The 17791-nt window shown below is 74.5% G+C and carries 18 protein-coding genes; 7 read left to right on the top strand and 11 right to left on the bottom strand.

Annotated features, from left to right (window positions below; genetic code table 11):
- Positions 1–703, top strand: a 703-nt coding sequence (locus ABZS58_RS30055) for a LamG-like jellyroll fold domain-containing protein (protein WP_354786587.1), incomplete at its 5' end; no start/stop codon positions are given.
- Between the two features lie 24 nt (positions 704–727).
- On the opposite strand, the gene ABZS58_RS30050 is transcribed toward ABZS58_RS30055, so the two are convergent.
- On the bottom strand, positions 728–2149 hold the full coding sequence (locus ABZS58_RS30050; RefSeq protein WP_354786586.1) for an MFS transporter: 1422 nt from the start codon (positions 2147–2149) through the stop codon (positions 728–730).
- 108 nt (positions 2150–2257) lie between these two features.
- Between ABZS58_RS30050 and ABZS58_RS30045 the strand changes: the two genes are divergently transcribed.
- Positions 2258–2818, top strand: coding sequence for a helix-turn-helix domain-containing protein (locus tag ABZS58_RS30045; protein WP_354786585.1), 561 nt, complete (start codon positions 2258–2260; stop codon positions 2816–2818).
- Here ABZS58_RS30045 and ABZS58_RS30040 read toward each other — a convergent pair.
- On the bottom strand, positions 2805–3701 hold the full coding sequence (locus tag ABZS58_RS30040) for a methyltransferase domain-containing protein (protein ID WP_354786584.1): 897 nt from the start codon (positions 3699–3701) through the stop codon (positions 2805–2807). The genes ABZS58_RS30045 and ABZS58_RS30040 overlap by 14 nt on opposite strands.
- Positions 3701–3991: a hypothetical protein gene (locus tag ABZS58_RS30035; RefSeq protein ID WP_354786583.1), complete on the bottom strand. Its 291-nt coding sequence runs from the start codon at positions 3989–3991 to the stop codon at positions 3701–3703. Before ABZS58_RS30035 ends, ABZS58_RS30040 begins: the two co-directional genes overlap by 1 nt.
- A gap of 56 nt (positions 3992–4047) precedes the next feature.
- Here ABZS58_RS30035 and ABZS58_RS30030 point away from each other — a divergent pair, with 56 nt between their 5' ends.
- The 3 genes from ABZS58_RS30030 (at position 4048) to ABZS58_RS30020 (ending at position 6025) form a co-directional block, all read left to right on the top strand.
- On the top strand, positions 4048–4686 hold the full coding sequence (locus ABZS58_RS30030; protein ID WP_354786582.1) for a TetR/AcrR family transcriptional regulator: 639 nt from the start codon (positions 4048–4050) through the stop codon (positions 4684–4686).
- A gap of 10 nt (positions 4687–4696) precedes the next feature.
- Positions 4697–5482, top strand: coding sequence for a hypothetical protein (locus ABZS58_RS30025; RefSeq protein ID WP_354786581.1), 786 nt, complete (start codon positions 4697–4699; stop codon positions 5480–5482).
- Positions 5483–5560: 78 nt separating this feature from the next.
- Complete coding sequence (locus tag ABZS58_RS30020) at positions 5561–6025, top strand: hypothetical protein (protein ID WP_354786580.1); 465 nt, start codon at positions 5561–5563, stop codon at positions 6023–6025.
- 31 nt (positions 6026–6056) lie between these two features.
- Here the strand turns inward: ABZS58_RS30020 and ABZS58_RS30015 are convergent, their stop codons facing one another.
- Positions 6057–6821: a helix-turn-helix transcriptional regulator gene (locus tag ABZS58_RS30015; RefSeq protein ID WP_354786579.1), complete on the bottom strand. Its 765-nt coding sequence runs from the start codon at positions 6819–6821 to the stop codon at positions 6057–6059.
- A 54-nt stretch (positions 6822–6875) separates the two neighbouring features.
- Here ABZS58_RS30015 and ABZS58_RS30010 point away from each other — a divergent pair, with 54 nt between their 5' ends.
- A complete protein-coding gene (locus ABZS58_RS30010) occupies positions 6876–8135 on the top strand; it encodes an MFS transporter (RefSeq protein WP_354786578.1) in 1260 nt (419 codons plus the stop codon).
- On the opposite strand, the gene ABZS58_RS30005 is transcribed toward ABZS58_RS30010, so the two are convergent.
- Positions 8021–8599, bottom strand: coding sequence for a transglutaminase family protein (locus ABZS58_RS30005; RefSeq protein ID WP_354786577.1), 579 nt, complete (start codon positions 8597–8599; stop codon positions 8021–8023). The two genes, ABZS58_RS30010 and ABZS58_RS30005, sit on opposite strands and share 115 nt — an antisense overlap.
- Positions 8600–8632: 33 nt before the next feature.
- Here ABZS58_RS30005 and ABZS58_RS30000 point away from each other — a divergent pair, with 33 nt between their 5' ends.
- Entirely contained in the window at positions 8633–9253 is a 621-nt protein-coding gene (locus ABZS58_RS30000; protein WP_354786576.1) for a hypothetical protein, read from the top strand.
- A 3-nt stretch (positions 9254–9256) separates the two neighbouring features.
- Here the strand turns inward: ABZS58_RS30000 and ABZS58_RS29995 are convergent, their stop codons facing one another.
- The 6 genes from ABZS58_RS29995 to ABZS58_RS29970 form a co-directional block, all read right to left on the bottom strand.
- Positions 9257–11314, bottom strand: coding sequence for a cell wall-binding repeat-containing protein (locus tag ABZS58_RS29995; RefSeq protein ID WP_354786575.1), 2058 nt, complete (start codon positions 11312–11314; stop codon positions 9257–9259).
- A 66-nt stretch (positions 11315–11380) separates the two neighbouring features.
- A complete protein-coding gene (gene cobM, locus ABZS58_RS29990; protein ID WP_354786574.1) occupies positions 11381–12121 on the bottom strand; it encodes a precorrin-4 C(11)-methyltransferase in 741 nt (246 codons plus the stop codon).
- A complete protein-coding gene (cbiE, locus tag ABZS58_RS29985) occupies positions 12118–13749 on the bottom strand; it encodes a precorrin-6y C5,15-methyltransferase (decarboxylating) subunit CbiE (protein ID WP_354786573.1) in 1632 nt (543 codons plus the stop codon). Before cbiE ends, cobM begins: the two co-directional genes overlap by 4 nt.
- Entirely contained in the window at positions 13740–15080 is a 1341-nt protein-coding gene (locus ABZS58_RS29980) for a cobyrinate a,c-diamide synthase (protein WP_354786572.1), read from the bottom strand. The genes cbiE and ABZS58_RS29980 overlap by 10 nt, the downstream gene beginning before the upstream one ends.
- On the bottom strand, positions 15074–15676 hold the full coding sequence (cobO, locus tag ABZS58_RS29975) for a cob(I)yrinic acid a,c-diamide adenosyltransferase (protein ID WP_354786571.1): 603 nt from the start codon (positions 15674–15676) through the stop codon (positions 15074–15076). The genes ABZS58_RS29980 and cobO overlap by 7 nt, the downstream gene beginning before the upstream one ends.
- Positions 15677–15679: 3 nt before the next feature.
- The gene (locus ABZS58_RS29970; RefSeq protein ID WP_354786570.1) at positions 15680–17761 is read right to left on the bottom strand and encodes a VWA domain-containing protein; all 2082 of its coding nucleotides are present in this window, start codon (positions 17759–17761) and stop codon (positions 15680–15682) included.
- Positions 17762–17791: the final 30 nt, after the last annotated feature.

Here is a 17791-nt window from a genome sequence, read left to right as displayed (position 1 = left end):
CGATCTGGCTGCCCGGCCCGCGGCCGAGCCCGCCGAGGCCGCCGCGCCGGCCGCACCCGCCGCGCCGGTGATCGTCGCCCGGTACACCTTCGACGCCGCGGCGAACGGCGCGACCGTCACCGACGACTCCGGCCACGGTCACACACTCACCTCGTCGGCGGGGCACGGCGGCCGGGTCCGGCTCGCCGAGCGCCTCGCCGGCCGGGCGGCGGACTTCCCGGCCCGCTGCACGGGCAAGAAGTGCCCGCACGCGGTGCTGCAGACGCCCGACGCCCCGGAGCTCAATCCCGGCACCGGCCCGGTCCGCTACGGCGCGACGGTCCGCCTGACGAAGAAGGAGACCGGCTCCGGCCAGAACATCGTGCAGAAGGGGTACTCGGCGTCCGGCACCCAGTACAAGCTGCAGATCGACGGCGCGGCCGGCCGCCCGAGCTGCGTGTTCGCCGACGCGGCCGTCCGCGCGATCCACGTGGCGATGTCGGACGTGTCGGTGTCCGACGGCGCCTGGCACCGCCTGGAATGCCGCCGGGCGGGCACCTCGCTGACCGTGCTCGTCGACGACGTGGAGCACGGCACGGCGACCCTGCCGGCGACGCTGTCGGTGGTCAACACCGTGCCGCTCAGCATCGGCGGCAAGGGCACCGGCCTGGACAACGACCAGTTCCACGGCAGCCTCGACGACGTCTGGGTCGCCCGGGGCTGAGCCCCCGCCGTCCGTCCCCCGGGCTCAGGCGCTGCGGGTCCGGGGGACGAAGACGGCGATCACCGCGGCGAGGGCGAGCATCCCGGTCAGCACCGCGAACGCCGCCGTGTACCCGGACTCCGACGGCAGGCCGGACGGGGTCGCGTGGGCGGTGATCACGGCGCTGGCGACCGCCGCGCCGATGGAGCCGCCGATGGTGCGGATGTTGGCGTTCATCCCGCTGGCCACGGCCGTCTGCCCGGCCGGGACGGTCGCCACGATCAGGTTGATCATCGCGGTGAAGGTCAGGCCGAGGCCCACACCGAACGCACCCGTCGCCACGAAGATCTGCCAGTAGGCGCCGTGGAACAGGGTCAGCCCGCCGCACGACACCGCGGCGATCGCCGTGCCGAGCAGCAGCTGGACCTTCTTCGGCACGTACGCGGTCAGCGGCCCGCTCACGAATCCCGCGACGGCCATCGTGACCAGCATCGGCAGCATCGCCAGCCCCGCGCCGGTGACGGTCGTGCCGAAGCCGTAGCCGGTGGACCGCGGCGTCTGCAGGAACTGCGGCAGGAACGCGTAGGTGGCGAACATCCCGGCGCCGAACAACAGCGCCACCGCGTTGGTCGTCCACACCGCCGGCAGGCGCATCATCTGCATGTCGATCAGCGGCTCCGCGGAGCGGAGCTCGACCAGTACCCACGCGGCGATGAGCAGTCCGGACAGCAGCAGCGCGACGATGACCCGCCCCGACGTCCATCCCCAGGCCGGGGCCTTGCTCAGTGGCAGGATCAGAGCGACCAGCCACCCGGACAGCAGCACCCCGGCGAGCCAGTTGATCCGGGCCCGGTGCTCCGAGGCCGGGGACTCGCGGACGAACCGCAGCGCCAGCGCGAACGTGCCCGCCACGACCAGCGCCGGGATCCAGAACAGCGCCCGCCAGTCCAGCGCGGCGACGACCGGGCCGGCGAGGACCACGCCCAGGCCGCCGCCGACGGCGATCAGCGCGGACAGCCCGCCGATCGCGGACGGCACCCTGGCCGGCGGCAGCTCGTCGCGGATGATGCCGAACGAGACGGGGAACACCGCCCCGCCGAGGCCCTGCACGATCCGCCCCACGATCAGGACGCCGATGTTGGGCGCCACGGCGGCGATCACGCAGCCGACCACGATGGCGGCGAGCGCGACGAGGAGGGTGCGGCGTTTGCCGTACATGTCGCCGATCCGCCCCATGATCGGGGTCGCCACGGCGGCGGAGAGCAGCCACGCGGTCAGCACCCACGTGACGGTGCTCTGGCTGGTGCGCAGGTCGTGCTGGATCGTCGGCAGCACCGGGCTGACCAGCGACTGGAGCATGGAGAACGAGGCCGCCGCGGCCGCGAGGGCGGCGAAGGTGAACCGCCCCGCGCGCACCGGTGGTGTGGTGGCGACGGGTGGCGGGCTGAGGGTGAGTGCGCGTGTCATCGGATTCCCTCGGACGCGGTACATTAGTGGAGGTACGCCTCCACATTAACGGAGGGGTGCCTCCGCTTCAAACGTTCGCCTGTATCTGACCGCTGTGCTGGAGAACACATGTCCGCCGAGTCCCCCGTCGCCGTCCGCCGTCCGCAGCGCGCCGACGCCAGGCGCAACTTCGACGCCCTGCTGGCCGCCGCCCGTGAGTCCTTCGCGGAGCAGGGCACCGACGCGTCCCTGGAGGACATCGCGCGGCGCGCCGGCGTCGGGATCGGGACGCTGTACCGCAACTTCCCCACCCGGCAGGACCTGTTCGAGACCGTGTACATCGGCGAGATCGAGCAGCTGTGCCAGACCGCCGAGGACGTCGCCGGCCTGCCCCCGTGGGACGCGCTCGCATCGTGGCTGCACCGGTTCGTGGCGTACGTGGCGACGAAACGCGCCATCTACGAGGCGCTGAACCGCGACTCGGCGATGTTCCGCACCTGCCGCGAGGAGATCTACCGCGTCGGCGAGCCCCTCATGGCCCGCGCCCAGCAGGCCGGCGCCGTCCGCACCGACGTCACCTTCGACGACACCGTCCGGATGATCAGCGGCCTCATGTCCGCCGGCTACCGCGACGAGGCCCAGCGCGACCGGATCCTGCAGGTCGCCCTGGACGGTCTCAAGCGGCACTGACCCCCGGGGCACGGGCGGTGACCAGCCACAGCGCGGCCGGGATCCGGTAGCCGACACCCGGCTCGCGGAATCGTTCGAGCAGGTTCGCCGCTCCGGTACGGGCGGCCGCCTGCGCCTGCGACGAGGACTGCCGGAAGGGCGCGCCGGCCGGGCCGAGGTCGATCAGCCATTCGGCGACGTCGCCGGGGTCGTCGGGCGCGGTGAGGTGCACGTCGTGCGCCTCGGTGGCGACGTCGGCGAAGCCCGCGGCGGTCAGGACGCGCTGGATGCGGCCGGGGTCGGCGAGCGCGAAGGGGCCCGGCTCGGCGCCGACCGGCAGCGGGGGCAGCGCGCCGACGAACGGGGCGGCGCCGAGCACCGCGGCGGGGAGCCAGGCGTTGCCGGCACCCGACCGGAAGACCGTCGCCGCGAAGCGGCCGCCGGGACGCAGGGACCGGCGGACGGCGGCGCACCCGGCGACGGGGTCGGCGAACAGCATCAGGACCATCCGCGAGTACGCGGCGTCGAACGGCCCGCCGGGGATCTCGGGCAGGCGTTCGACGTCGCCGGTCTCGAAGGTCAGGCCCGGGTGGTCCGCGGCCGGGAACCGGGACCGGGCCGCCTCGATCATCGCCGCCGAGAGGTCGACGCCGACCGCTCCACCGCCGGCCGCCGCTTCTCCGACCGCCGCCGTCGTGACGGTGGGCGCTTTGCGGGTGGCCGCGGCCAGTTCGGCGGTGGTGCCGCCGCAACCGCACCCGACGTCCAGGACCCGCTCCCCCGGACGGACCGCCAGGGCCCGCAGCGCGGCCTCGCCGAGCGGCCGGCCGCGGGCGTCGTGCCGGTCCGCGTGCCGGATCCAGCCGGGAGCCGCCGCGGCCCAGAACGCCGCCCCGCCCGGCATCAGAACGGCATCTCGTCGCCGACCACCGTGAACGAGCTGAACCCGGCCGCCTTCCCCGGGTCGAACCCCTCCTCCTGAGCGGCGAGCCCGGCCGCCTTCATCAGCCGCTCCGACTGGAACCGGCGGAACGCGGCCTCCTCGGTCCAGATGTTCAGCACCCGCCAGCCGTCCTCGTACGGACCCGAGACGTGCGCCACCAGGCCCGCCGGGCGGTCCGGGCCGAGATGACGCTCGACCATCCGGTACTCGCGTTCGGACACTCCGGGCATCTGCTGCACGACTCCGTACATCACGCGCTCCTTTGAATAGTGTGACCCTCTATCGAATAGAACACTACGCTGACCGGATGGCTGTCAAGCGGCGGTACGACGCGTCCGGACGGCAGCGGCAGGCGCTGCGGACCAGGGCGGCGATCCTCGACGCGGCCGGCCTGCTCTTCGTCCGCGACGGCTACGCCGCGACACCCCTGACCGCCGTCGCCGCCGAGGCAGGTGTCGCGATCCAGACCGTCTACGCGGTGTTCGGCACCAAACGACAGCTGCTGTCGGACCTCGTGGACCGCACCATCGCCGGCGACGACGAGCCCGTCGCCCTCGCCGACCGGCAGTTCGTCGCCGACATCCAGGCGCTGAGCGACCCGCGGGCGAAGCTGGAGCGCTACGCCCGCCACCTCGCCGAGACCCACGCACGACAGGCGGAGATCATGCGCGCCCTCGCCGGCGCCGCCACCGCCGACCCGGACGCCGCGGCCATCCTCGCCAAGAACGAGACCGAGCGCAGGCAGGGCATGCGGCGCTTCGCCGCCGAGCTCGTCGCGACCGGCGGCACCGACCCGGCCCTCACCGCCGAACAGGTCACCGACGTGCTGTGGCTCGCGATGGACTGGCACAACCACGACTGGCTCGTCCGGCGGTGCGGCTGGTCCGAGGCGGACTTCCAGCGGTGGTACGTGCGCACCACCGCCGCGGCGATCCTCGTCGGCTAGGGTCGGCGCCGTGACCGACATCGAGCCGGGGCTTGCCCGTATCCGGCGGCTGTTCACCCGCCTCGACGAGCTGGGCCGGCCCGAGGCGCGGCCGGCGCCCCTGGAAGCGTCCACAGTGGAGGGATTCGAGGCCCGCAACGGGCTGCGGCTGCCGGAGGGGTACCGCCGCTATCTGCTGGAGTTCGGCGACGCGGACACCGGGCTGCTGGCCCTGGCCGCGTACGGCACGCCGCTGGCCGGGCAGGACGAGGCCGAGGGTTACTTCCGGTGCAGCACCGCGCCGTTCCCGCTGACCCGCGCCTGGGCGGGCACGCCGGAGGAGCTGGAGCAGTACCGCGAAGAGCTCGGCGAGGACGCGGACCATTTGGATCCTGACGACTTCTACGACATCGCCGGCGGGCCCAGGGACGGGATGCTGCACCTCGGCGGCACCCGCAGCCAGCTCTACGCATGGCTGGTCCTCAACGGCCCCCACGAGGGCGAGGTCTGGGTCGACGGCACCGGCTACGCCCCCGACGGATGGGTCGCCCCGGCGGGGGACATGCTGCAGGAGTTCGTGCCCGAACGATGGTGGCACGCGCTGCGCGACGAGCCGTGGTTCCCGGCCGTCGAGGAGCCCGTGGGCGGCCCGGGCTTCCTCGACCTGACCGGCGACTGCCTGGCGCGGATCGTGCTGCGCGCGCAGATCCGCCGGGCCGTGCCCGCCGACGCCGTCCGCGCCGCCGACGAGCGGCTCAGGGCCCTCCGGCACGGCGACGAGTACGACTTCCGGAATCTGTTGCGGCAGAGGGTCTGACATCCGCCGTCTGTCCAATGTAGATGTCCGCTAGCCGACAACCACGCCGGGCCGGAACACGTCACTATTCCGCGTGTGATGACACGAGCTTTGCTCCCGATCGCCGTCGCGGCGATCGCCCTCGCCGGCTGTTCCTCGCAGGACCCGGCCGACACCGCGGCGCCAGCCGCCACCGGGGCGTCCACCACCGCCCCGGCCGCCGCCACGTCCAGCGCGGCGGCACCGACCAGCGCGGCGGCCAGCTCCGCCGGGGGCGCGACCGGCGGGGGCTGCCCCGTCGACGCGGCCACGCTGCAGAAGGCGTTCCAGGCCAACGCGGAGGTCGCCGGTGCGATCATCCTCGGCAAGGGGTTCAAGGACATCAGCTGCTACCAGGGGTACGCGACGGCCCTGACGCAGCCGGAGGCGATGGACACCGCCGTCGTCGTGTTCAAGTACGACGGCACGAAGAAGGCGTGGGCGGCGCTCATCGGCGGCACCGACAACGTCTGCCAGAACAACGTGCCGGCCTCGATCCGCCCGAAGCTCAAGCACTGCACCTGACAGACCGTCCGGCAGACGAACGGGCCGGCGGTCAGCCGGCCTGTTCGCGGGCCTGTTCGCGGGCACGGTAGACGCCCGGGGTCCGGCCGGTCGCGCGGCGGAACGTGTCGACGAAGCTGCTCGGCGTCGCGAACCCGCACCGGTGCGCGACCGTCGTCACCGGCAGGCCCCCGGCGAGCAGGATCATCGCCCGGTGCACGCGGACGTTGGTGCGCCACTGCGGATACGTCATCCCGAACTCGGCGCGGAACAGCCGGGCGAGGGTCCGCTCGCTCGCGCCCGCCTGCCGCGCCAGGGACGACAGGGTCCGCGGCTCCTCCAGGCGGTCCGCCGCTACGGCGCACGCCGCGGCGAGGCGCGCGTCGCGGGCGGTGGGCAGCGCGACGGGTTCCTGCGGCGCCCGGTGCAGGCGGTCCCGGATCACCGCCCGGATCCGCCGCTCCTCTTCGATCGGCAGTTCCGCGTCGGTGCAGGCGACGAGCAGCTCCCGCAGCAGCGGGCCGACGGCGACCACGGTCGGCGCGACCGCCGGCAGCGGCGGGTCGGCGGCCGGGAAGCCGACGGTGTGGAACGCGCTCGCGCCGTGGAACCGGTGCTCGTGCCAGCAGCCCGCGGGAATCCACACGGCCCGGTCCGCCGCCGCGACCCACCCGCCGGCCTCGGTCTGCACGGCGATGACGCCACGGCTGACATACACCAGCTGATGCTGGTCGTGACGGTGCCGGTCGATGTGTGTCCCGGACCCGTGCTCGACGGCCGTCGTCGGCGCGACCGGCATGTGGCGGATGTTCGACATCGATCGGCAGAATACCGGAAGTCCGCACCGTACACCTGCTGCGATCTTGAACGGGTGAGCATCGCCGAACCGACCGCCCCACCGTGGCGCCGCATGCGCGTGTGGGCGACCGCGCACGCCGTCGACGACTTCTACCAGGGCCTCGTGCCCGCCGCGGTGCCCTACTTCGTGCTGGACCGCCACTACGGCTACGTCGCCGGGGCCGGGCTCGCCATGGCCGCCGCGCTCGGCAGCTCCCTGCCGCAGCTGATGTTCGGGGTCCTCGCCGACCGGCGGCGCATGCCGTGGATGTCACCGGTCGGGGTGGCCCTGGCCGGCACCGGCGCGGGTCTCGCCGGGGTCGCGCCGACGTATCCCCTGGTGTGGGCGCTGCTGCTGCTGTCCGGCCTGGGGGTGGCGATGTTCCACCCGGCCGCGGGGCGCGACGCCCGGCTCGCCGCGGGGTCCAGCGCCACCGCGATGAGCTACTTCGCCGCCGGCGGCAGCGTCGGGTTCTTCGTCGCGCCGGCCCTCGCCACCCCGGCGCTGGACGCGTGGGGCGTGGGCGCGACGGCGCTGTTCATCCCGCCGGCCGTGCTCATGGGGTTCGTCCTGCTCCGCCACCAGCGCCGCGTCACGGGCCGGGCCGCCGCCAAGGCTCCGGTGACGGGCCGGGACCGGCCGGGGCAGTTCGCGGTGCTGACGTCCGTGGAGATCGTCCGGTCGGCGGTGTCGTTCGGGGTCAACACGTTCGTCGCCCTGTACTGGATCGATGCGCTGGGTGCGTCGAGCGCGCTCGGTGGCGCCGCCCTCGCTCTCCAGCTCGGCGGCGGCGTCCTGGGCACCCTCGCCGGCGGGCGGATCGCCGACCGGATCGGCCTGGTGCGCACCGTGCGCCTCGGCAACCTCCTGCTCGGTCCCGCGATCGTGCTCCTGCTGCTGTGCCCGGACCCCTACCTCGCGCTGCCCCTGGTGCTGCTGGTCGGGCTGGTCACCAACATCCCCTTCGCGGTGCTGGTGAAGCTCGGCCAGGACTACCTGCCGTCCCGCCCGGGCACCGCGGCGGGCGTCACCCTGGGCCTGGCCGTCAGCGCCGGCGGCCTCGGGATGCCGCTGCTGGGCCTCATCGCGGAGCACCACGGGCCGCGCGGCGCATTCGTCGCCCTGGCGGTCGTGCCCGTCGTGGCGGCCGCCCTGTCCGCCGCGCTCCGCGAGCCGTCTCACGACGTGGTCAGCGACTCCGGCAGCCCCGAGGAGCGCAGGTCGAGCACGTCGGTCGTGGCGCGCAGCGCGGCCAGTACACCCGGATCCGGGGAGTCGAACACGGTCTCGTAGTCGCGCTCCCCGGCCGCCGGGTCGATGCTGAACGCCAGCCGCGGCCCGTCGAGGGAGAACCGCGCGTCGACGCCGGGCTTGTTGCCGCGCGGGTCCTGCCGGTGCCAGGCGCCGCCGAGGTGCACGGCGACGAGGCCGTGCAGCACGAACCCGCCGCCGCCGGTCGCCAGCCGCTGGTAGCACAGGCCCGCCGGGACGCCCTCGGCGCGCAGCAGCGCGGCCAGGAGGTGCGACTTGGCGTAGCACAGCCCGACGCGGTGCTCCAGGACCTCCGAGGCGGTGACGGTGACCCGCGGGTCGCCGGCGTCGAAGGAGTGCCGGACCTCGTCGCGCACGAACTCGTACGCGGCCCGCGCGAACCCTGCGTCGTCCGGATGCCGCCCGCGCAACCCGCCCGCGGCCGCCCGGATGCCGGGATGGTCCGCCTGCACGACGTCGTCCGCGGCGAGAAACGGTGCCCCCATGGCGGCACTGTACCGGTGTACTCTCCCGGACCCATGGGCATGCGTCACGGATACATCGCCGCCACCGCGACCCGCCGGGAGCTGATCGCCGAGCTGGAGCGGCACACGGGCGACTTCGTCGTCGGCGCCGAGGAGCCGTCCCCGTATGACCTGGACCTCGGCCCCGACGACGAGGGCTGGGTCCTCGCCGCCGGCGAGCGCGACGGCCGCGCGTTCCTGCTCGACACGTCGCTGATGCTGTCCAACGAGCCGGACATGCTGGTGGCGATGTCGCAGCGGCTCGGCCTGGTCGCCGGAGCCGGCGCGGAGACCGTCTCCGGCTCCTTCTGGCTGACCGCCGCGCGCGACGGCGAGCTCCTGCGCGCGGTGTACGTGCAGCACAGCACCCAGACCCGCGGCATGGCGATGGGCGACCCGCTGCCGTCCGAGCGCGACCACCCGCTCGAGCGCTTCGGCGGCGTGTCCGCCGCCCTGGCCGCGCTCGGCCTGGATCCCGCACCCTGGCTGGACGGCGGCCCCGCGCACGGCCTGCGCTACACGGCCGCCCGCTTCCCCGCGTCCGGCGCGATCGACGCCGCCCGGGCCGAGCACCACCGGCTGCACGCCCACCCCGCCGGCACCGAGCCGCGGATCACGGTGGTCGCCCACGAGTAGCGCTCAGGCCCGCGACGGCTTCCGCCGCTCGACCCCCGGGATCCCGCCGCCGGTCTGCACCCGCCGCTGCTCGCGCGTGGTGCCGGTCAGGGACCGGGCCTGCGCGGTCTGCGGGACGTAGGACTCGGTGTACTGGACGTACCGGTAGGCGTCGGGCACCGAGATCGCGTCGCCGAGCGCGGGGATGAGCGTGTCCTTCAGCGCGAGCACACCGCCGAGCATCGTCGCGTACTTGATCGAGGCGGCGTTACGGGCCAGGTAGTCGCGGCTCGCCGGGCTGAGGACGCCGGGCGCGGACAGCAGCAGCGGCGCGGCGACGGCCCCGACCATCGCGCCGCCGGTCAGCGCGTCGAACCAGGTCGTCGCGGTCGCCACGCCCGCGGTGCGGGGAGCGTCGAAGAAGAAGTCGGCGACGGCGACCGCGGTCTCGAACTCCGTCGCGCCGAAGACGGGCCAGTACCACAGCGGGTCGGGCCAGGACGGCATCTGCCCGGCCCGGTAACCGCCGAGCAGTGCCCTGACCCCGGGGCCGCCGACGCCGATCATCCGGGTGCCGGTGTCCGGGTCCGGGTCGAGCGAGTCGAGGTAGGCGGCGGTCGCGGCGGGCATCGTGTCGCCGGCGGTGAGGACGATGACGGTGCGGGGGTTCGCGCCGGCCGCGGCACCGGCGGCGAGCGCGTCGTAGTACTTCAGCGAGGTCGCCAGGATGACCGCTCTCGGCCTGGGCTCGATCTCCTTGGCGATGGCGATGGCGGTGTCGTACTCCGTGGCGCCCCACAGCCGGACGGTCTGGTAGCCGAGGGCCTTGACCTGGCTCTCGACCTTCGCCGACAGCGCGACGGTGCCGCCGAGCAGGTACACCTTGCCGCCGGGAGCGAGGATGCGCTGGATCTCGGCCCTGGTACTGCCGTGCAGACCGCCGGGCGGGGTGATGAGCAGCGGGCCCTGCTTGCGCACGGCGAGCGCGGACCCGCCGAGCGCGTCGAGGTACACGTCGTCGCGGGACAGCACGACGACCTTCGCGGGCGGGCGGAAGCTCTCGTCGACGCCCCCCGCGTCATGGTCGGCCCAGTTGTAGCGGGAGGTGGCGACCGCGGTGTCCAGCGCGGTGGCGCCCCACACCCGTTCGACGACGTTGGTGGTGACCGGCTGCCAGGTCGGCAGCGTGCCGTACTCGGCGACCGTGACGACCTCCTTGGTCGCGAGGTTCATCCGCAGGATCTTCGGGTCGCCGGCGCCCCCGGGGCCGTAGCTGGTGAACAGCATGAAGCCGCCGTCCGGGGACCAGGCCGGCTCCTGGTTGCGGATGCTGCCGCCGGTGTTCTCCTCGGTGGTCAGCTGCGCCTGGTTGCCGCCGTCGGCGTCGGCGATCCAGATCTGACGGTTCCGCCCGTACGTGCGGACGAACGCGATCCGGGTGCTGTCGGGAGCGAAGTCGGCGCCCCAGGCATTCGTGATGATCTTCGTGACGGCGGTGTCGCTGTCGACCCGGTAGATGTCGCCGGCCTCATAGGCGTCCGAGGTGTTCGCGAAGTGGCGCTGGAAGACGACCGTGCCGTCGCCGGCGACCGCGGGCTGGGTGTCCCACGTCCCGTAGTCACCGGGCGCGTCGAACAGCGGGACACCGGACGACCAGGTTCCGCTGGTGCTGGCGATGTGGATCCGCCCTGAGTTCGAGTAGATCACGTACCGGCCGCCGGACGTGTAGACCGGTTCGTCGCCGTGTCCGGTGTAGCCGGGGGTCAGCGCATAGCGCCCGGTGCCGTCGGGCCGGACCGACTGGGGACCGTCAGGGCTGTGCGGGAAGACGAACCTGCTGCCGTCGGGTGCCCAGTCGCCGGAGCCGGCCCAGGCGCTCGGGATCAGCTCGCGCGCGTCGGAGCCGTCGGCGTTCGCGATCCAGACCGAGCTGACCTTCCGGAAGGTGATCTTCCCGGCCAGGCCCGGCATCGCCGCCCGCGCCGGTCGCGGCCGGCCCAGGACGGTGGGCGCGACGACCGCCGCGGTGGCCGCGGCGACGGCACCGCGCATGGCGGCGCGCCGCGAGAGTGCGAACGACAAGACATCCTCCCCGATGATCATCGAGGATGATACGGACGCGGACGCCGCCCGACAGGGCCGAACGGGCTAGCGGGGGCGGGTGGTGGAGTAGAGGTGGCTGTCGGGGAACTCCTCGGCGGTGAGGACGCGGCCGACGACGATGACGGCGGTACGCAGGATGCCGGCCTCGCGGACCTGCTCGGCGATGCCGGCGAGGGTGCCACGCAGGATGACCTCATCGGGGCGGCTGGCGCGGGCGACGACGGCGACCGGGCAGTCCTCGCCGTACCAGGGGATGAGCTCCTCGACGACGACGGCGATGCGTTGCACGGCCAGGTGCAGCACGATCGTGGCGCGGCCGGCGGCCAGGGTGGACAGTTCCTCGCCGGGCGGCATCGGGGTCGCGCGGGCCGCGGTGCGGGTCAGGATCAGGGTCTGCGCGACGCCCGGCACGGTCAGCTCGCGGCCCAGCGACGCGGCCGCGGCGGCGAACGCGGGCACGCCCGGCACGATCTCGTAGGGAATGTCCGCGGCGTCGAGGCGGCGCAGCTGCTCGGCCATGGCGCTGAACAAGGACGGGTCGCCGGAGTGCAGGCGGGCGACGTCGTGGCCGGCGGCATGCGCGGCGGTCAGTTCCGCGAGGATCTGGTCGAGGTCGAGGTTCGCGGTGTCGACGAGCCGCGCGCCCGGCGGGCACACGTCGAGCAGCTCGACCGGCACGAGGCTGCCCGCGTACAGGCAGACCGGCGTGCGGGCGAGCACGTCGCGGCCCCGGACCGTGATGAGGTCCGCGGCGCCCGGTCCGGCACCGACGAAGTACACCGTCATTTCCACACCACCCATTGCGTCACCGGCATCATCGGCCGCCAGGCGAGGAACCCGCCGACGGGCGCGGCGCGCTGGACCGCGATCCGGACCAGGGAGCCGCCGTGCGTCGCGTGGAGGTCGGCGACGAGCCGCTCCGACTCGACGGTGACCGCGTTGACGACGAGCCTCCCGCCGGGGCGCAGCGCCGACCAGCAGCGCTCGAACACCCCCGCCGCGGTGAAGCCGCCGCCGATGAAAACGGCGTCGGGGGTCTCCAGGCCGTCGAGGGCATCGGGCGCCGCACCGAGCACTGTGGACAGTTGCGGGACGCCGAGGGTGCGGGCGTTGGCGGTGACGCGGCCGGCGCGGACGGGGTCGCGTTCGACGGCGACGGCACGGCACGAGCGGTGCGCGCGGAGCCATTCGATCGCGATGCTGCCGGATCCGGCGCCGACGTCCCACAGCAGCTCGCCCGGGCGCGGTCCGAGCGCGGCGAGGGTGACGGCGCGGATCTCGCGCTTCGTGATCTGGCCGTCGCTGGCGTACGAGTCGTCGGCGAGCCCGGCGACGACCGGGGTCCCCGTGGTGCCGCGGCAGTCGACGGCGACGACGTTGAGCGGCCCGGCGGCGGTGACGTCCCGGTGGACGCGCTCGTCCGGTCCGCCGAGGGACTCGAGGACGGTGACGGCGCTGCCGCCGAACCCGGTCTCGGCAAGGATCGCGGCGACCTGGGGCGGGGTGGCGGCGCCGGAACTGAGGACGAGCACCTTCCGTCCGTCGTGGAGGACCCGGCGCAGCGCGTCGACGGACCGGCCGACGGCGCTGACCACCTCGACGTCGTCGAGCGCCCAGCCGAGCCGCGCGCAGGCGAGGGACACCGACGACGGGTGCGGCACGACGTGCACGTGTCCCGCGCCGAGGAGCCGCACGAGCGTGGTGCCGATGCCGTGGTACATGGGGTCGCCGCTGGCGAGGACCACGACCCGGTCGGCGTGGTGTTCGGCAAGGAGCCGCGGCAGCGCCGGTACGAGCGGCGACGGCCAGGCGACCTTGCGCACGGCGGTGACGAGGTCGAGCTGCCGGGCGCCGCCGAACACGACGGTGGCGGCGGCGATGGCGGCGTGGCCCTCGGCGGACACGGATGCCAGGCCGTCGGCGCCGATCCCGACCACGGTCACCCCGGGCGCGATCGCGGCGACGGCCACGGTGGCGACGTCCGACGACCGCTTGGCGGCCACGAGGACCGCCGCCGGCGGGACCGGTGACCCGGCGGTCAGCAGCGCCGCGGCTTCGGCGACGCTCGGCGACCCGGCGGTCAGCGACGCCGCGGCTTCGGCGACGCTCGGCGACCCGGCGTCGGAGGCGACCGCGCGGGCGGTCAGCAGCGCCGCGGCCTCGGCGACGCTCGGCGTCCCGGCGTGGGAGGCGACCACTGTGGACGGATTCGGAACGGCGACCCCGGCGAGGACCCCGGCCGGGTGGGTGACGACGTCCCAGCCGTGCCGCGCCGCGACCTCCTCGGCGAGGTCCGCTCGTCCGTCCACCGTGGACAGCGCGACGACGACGTCACCGTCGAACGGCGGCAGGAGCGCCTCGACGTCGTCCGCCGTGGCGGTGGAACGGGCGCCGAACCCTATGACTACGCGCATGCGGCGACCAGCCGGTGGGCCAGTTCCGGGGCGCCGGCCCAGTGCAGGTGCAGGTATGACGCGTGCACCGACCCGACGGTGAACCCTTCCCGCACCGCGCCGCCCTCGCCCCGCCATGCCCACGCGGGATCGACGCCGAACGCCGGGGTGACGGCGGTGCGGTGGAACTCGTGGCCGCTGACCCTGGTGCCGGCCGCGGCGAGGACGTTGTCGGCGACGGCGACGGCGTCGCGGTAGCCGAGGGTCAGCTTCGGGGTCATGGCAGCGTCGACCGGCAGGATGCCGCACATCGGTCTGCCGTCGAGGGTGCGGGCCAGCCACAGAAGCCCGGCGCACTCCGCCGCGACCGGGCCGCCGCGGGCCGCGAGCGCCGCCACCGCCGCGCGCAGCGGCGTGTTGTCGGACAGCTGCTGGGCGTACACCTCGGGGAAGCCACCGCCGACGACGAGTCCGCGCGTTCCGGGCGGCAGCGCCTCGTCCCGCAACGGGTCCACTGTGGACACCTCGGCGCCGGCGGCGGTGAGCAGCTCGACCGTCTCGGCGTAGCTGAACGAGAACGCGGGACCACCGGCGACCGCGACGACGGGCCGCCCGGCGACCGGTTCGGCGGACGCGGGCGACCACGGCTCGCACGTCGACGGCGGCGCGGACCGGGCGACGGCGAGGACCGCGTCGAGGTCGACGCCCGCGGTCACCACGGATGCCAGGGCGCGCACCGACTCCAGGGCCTCGGCGTGCCGCTCCACCACGGGGACCAGGCCGAGGTGGCGGGACGGGGCGGCGACCGCGTCGTGCCGGCGCAGCACTCCGAGGACGGGGGTGCCGACCTCGGCGCACGCGTCGCGGAGGATCTGCTCGTGCCGGTCCGAGCCGACCCGGTTGAGCACGACGCCGGCGATGCGTACGCCGGACCCGAACGACCGGAAGCCGTGCACGACCGCGGCGATCGACCGGGCCTGCGCGGTGGCGTCGACGACGAGGACGACAGGCGCGTCGAGGAGCTTCGCCACGTGCGCGGTCGAGCCGAACTCGCCCGCGCCGGTGCGCCCGTCGAACAGCCCCATGACGCCCTCGACCACGGCGATGTCGGCGTCACGGGCGCCGTGCGCGAACAGCGGCCCGATCCGCTCCTCGCCGACGAGGACCGGGTCGAGGTTGCGGCCGGGGCGGCCGGCGGCGAGGGCGTGGTAGCCGGGGTCGATGTAGTCGGGCCCTACCTTGAACGGCGCCACGCGAAGGCCGCGCGCCGCGAACGCGGCGAGGAGCCCCGTCGCCACGGTGGTCTTGCCCTGGCCGGAGGCCGGTGCCGCGATGACGAGCCTGGCTACCACTCGATGCCCTGCTGGCCCTTGCGTCCCGCGTCCATCGGGTGCTTGACCTTCGTCATCTCGGTGACCAGGTCGGCGAGCTCCATGAGGTCGGGGTGCGCGTCCCGGCCGGTGATGACGACGTGCTGGTTGCCGGGCCGGTCCCGCAGGGTGGCGACGACGTCGGCGACGTCGACCCAGCCCCACTTCATCGGATACGTGAACTCGTCGAGCACATAGAACCGGTGCGCCTCGGCGGCGAGGTCGCGTTTGATCTGCTCCCAGCCCTCGGCGGCCTCGGCGGCGTGGTCGCGGTCGGTGCCGGGACGCTGGATCCAGGACCAGCCCTCCCCCATCTTCTGCCACACGACGGGGCCGCCCTTGCCGGTCTCGCCGAGCGCCTTCAGGGCGGTCTCCTCGCCGACGCGCCACTTCGGGCTCTTCACGAACTGGTACACGGCGATCGGCCAGCCGGCGCTCCACGCGCGCAGCGCCATCCCGAACGCCGCCGTCGACTTGCCCTTGCCCTGTCCTGTGTGGACGGCCAGGATGTGCTGCCGGCGGCGCTGGCGGGTGGTGAGCCCGTCGTCCGGCACGCTCTCGACCTTGCCCTGCGGCATGGCTCAGCTCCCCACTGTGGACAGTGCCGACAGCGGAAGACAGTCGGCGGACAGGGCACGGGCGAGGCGCTGGGCGAGGCCGAGCCGCACGGGTCCGGACTCGCAGTCCACGACGACGGCGGGGATCCCGGCGAGCGCGGGCACGACGGTCAGCGGGTCGGGGCCGCTGGTCGCCCGGCCGTCGGTGACGACGACGAGCAGCGGGCGGCGGCGGGCGTCGCGGCGCTGCTCGCCGTGCAGCGTGCGCGCGGCCTGGCGCAGCCCCGCGGCGAGCGGCGTGCGGCCGCCGGTGCGCAGCTCGGCCAGGCGCAGGACGCCGACCTCGTGGCTGGCGGTCGGCTCGAGGACGGTGGTGGCCTCCGCGCCGCGGAAGGTGATCATGCCGACCTTGTCCCTGCGCTGGTACGCGTCGCGCAGCAGCGACAGCACCGCGGTCTTCACGACGGTCATCCGCCGGCGGGCCGCCATGGACCCGGACGCGTCGACGACGAACAGGACCAGGTTCGCCTCGCGGCCCACTTTGACGGCCTCGCGGAGGTCGCGGGCGTCGACGCTGCGGGACCCGCGCAGCGCGGCGGCGCGGACACTGTCAGGCAGGTGGAGGCTGACGAGTTTGCCGCCGCTGGGCTGCCGCGACCGGACGACCCGGCCGTGCCGTCCGTGGGCGGGCGAGCGCCGGCCGGCGTGGGCGCCCTGCTGCCGGTTCGCCCGGCCGCCGATCTGCAGCAGCCGCGTCTTGTACGGCGCCTGCGCGAACGCCAGCTCACCCGGAGGCTGCGTGCCCGGTGATCCGGCGGCGCGATCGCCCGGGTCACCATCCCCGTCCTCCCCAATTCCCGACAAATCCGAATTGTCGGGCTTCGGGTCGGCTGAAGCGCCGGGCGGGGGTGGGCCACTGCCGGCCGGGTTGCGGTTGCCGCTCCCCCTCCCTTCCGACAGATCCGAACTGCCGGGCGAAGCGCTCGGGTCGTCGGGAGCGCCGGGCGGGAGCGGGTCGCCGCCATCCGGGCCGTCGTCGTCAGGGCCGCCGTCGTCCGGACCGTCGTCGCCGTCCTGGTCGTCGTCCAGGTCGTCGAGCTCATGGTTGAGGATCTCCTCCAGGCGCTCCTGGTCGGCGCCCGGCGGGTCCAGAGGGTCGCGGCGGCGCCGGTGCGGCAGCGCGAGCCGGGCGGCGTCCCGCAGGTCGTCCTTCGTCACGACCGTCCGGCCGTGCCAGGCCGCCAGGGCCACCGCGGTGCGGGCCACGACGATGTCGGCGCGCAGGCCGTCCACCCGGTACGCCAGGCAGATCCGCGCGATCCGGTCCAGCTGCCGGTCGGGCAATGTCACCGCCGGCAGCACCCGCCGCGCGCCGGCGATCCGGGCGGCCAGGGCCGCGTCCTCCTCCGTGTACCGCGCCGCGAAGGTGCCGGGGTCCAGCTCGTACGCCAGCCGCCGCCGCACGACCTCGGCCCTGGGCGCCGCGGTGGAGGGCGCGGCGACGCCGACGACCAGGCCGAACCGGTCGAGGAGCTGTGGGCGGGGCTCGCCCTCCTCCGGGTTCATGGTGCCGACGAGGAGGAAGCGGGCGGCGTGCTTGACGGAGACGCCGTCGCGTTCGACGTGGGCGCGGCCCATCGCCGCCGCGTCGAGGAGCAGATCGACGAGGTGGTCGGGCAGGAGGTTGACCTCGTCGACGTAGAGGACGCCGCGGTGCGCGGCGGCGAGCAGGCCGGGCTCGTAGGCCTTGACCCCGTCGCCGAGGGCGCGCTGCAGGTCGAGGGTGCCGACGACCCGGTCCTCGGTGGCGCCGACGGGCAGCTCGACCAGCGCGGACCGGCGCCTGGCGGCGGGCGCGTCCAGGGAGTGCGGGCCGTCCGGGCAGGACGGGTCGGGGGCGGCGGGGTCGCAGGCGAAGCGGCAGCCGGCGACGACGTCGACCTCGGGCAGGAGGGTGGCGAGGCCCCGCACGACGGTCGACTTGGCGGTGCCCTTCTCACCCCGCACGAGGACCCCGCCGATCGCCGGCGACACGGCGGTGAGCAGCAGGGCGAGGCGCAGGTCTGGCAGGCCGACCACGGCCGAGAACGGATACGGCGACGTCACGGGCACTTCCTTATCGAGCGGGTCCGCGCC

This window comes from Dactylosporangium sp. NPDC005555, from assembly GCF_040605635.1.
Taxonomy (GTDB): domain Bacteria; phylum Actinomycetota; class Actinomycetes; order Mycobacteriales; family Micromonosporaceae; genus Dactylosporangium.
Note: the sequence above shows the minus strand (reverse complement) of the source record. Positions and strands in the feature narration are given on the sequence as shown.

What these genes read in the sequence shown, in the direction of transcription:
- ABZS58_RS30050 (WP_354786586.1), bottom strand. Translation starts at nt 2,149, where the DNA reads ATGACACGCGCACTCACCCTCAGCCCGCCACCCGTCGCCACCACACCA.
- ABZS58_RS30045 (WP_354786585.1), top strand. Translation starts at nt 2,258, where the DNA reads ATGTCCGCCGAGTCCCCCGTCGCCGTCCGCCGTCCGCAGCGCGCCGAC.
- ABZS58_RS30040 (WP_354786584.1), bottom strand. Translation starts at nt 3,701, where the DNA reads ATGCCGGGCGGGGCGGCGTTCTGGGCCGCGGCGGCTCCCGGCTGGATC.
- ABZS58_RS30035 (WP_354786583.1), bottom strand. Translation starts at nt 3,991, where the DNA reads ATGTACGGAGTCGTGCAGCAGATGCCCGGAGTGTCCGAACGCGAGTAC.
- ABZS58_RS30030 (WP_354786582.1), top strand. Translation starts at nt 4,048, where the DNA reads ATGGCTGTCAAGCGGCGGTACGACGCGTCCGGACGGCAGCGGCAGGCG.
- ABZS58_RS30020 (WP_354786580.1), top strand. Translation starts at nt 5,561, where the DNA reads ATGACACGAGCTTTGCTCCCGATCGCCGTCGCGGCGATCGCCCTCGCC.
- ABZS58_RS30015 (WP_354786579.1), bottom strand. Translation starts at nt 6,821, where the DNA reads ATGTCGAACATCCGCCACATGCCGGTCGCGCCGACGACGGCCGTCGAG.
- ABZS58_RS30005 (WP_354786577.1), bottom strand. Translation starts at nt 8,599, where the DNA reads ATGGGGGCACCGTTTCTCGCCGCGGACGACGTCGTGCAGGCGGACCAT.
- ABZS58_RS30000 (WP_354786576.1), top strand. Translation starts at nt 8,633, where the DNA reads ATGGGCATGCGTCACGGATACATCGCCGCCACCGCGACCCGCCGGGAG.
- cobM (WP_354786574.1), bottom strand. Translation starts at nt 12,121, where the DNA reads ATGACGGTGTACTTCGTCGGTGCCGGACCGGGCGCCGCGGACCTCATC.
- cbiE (WP_354786573.1), bottom strand. Translation starts at nt 13,749, where the DNA reads ATGCGCGTAGTCATAGGGTTCGGCGCCCGTTCCACCGCCACGGCGGAC.
- cobO (WP_354786571.1), bottom strand. Translation starts at nt 15,676, where the DNA reads ATGCCGCAGGGCAAGGTCGAGAGCGTGCCGGACGACGGGCTCACCACC.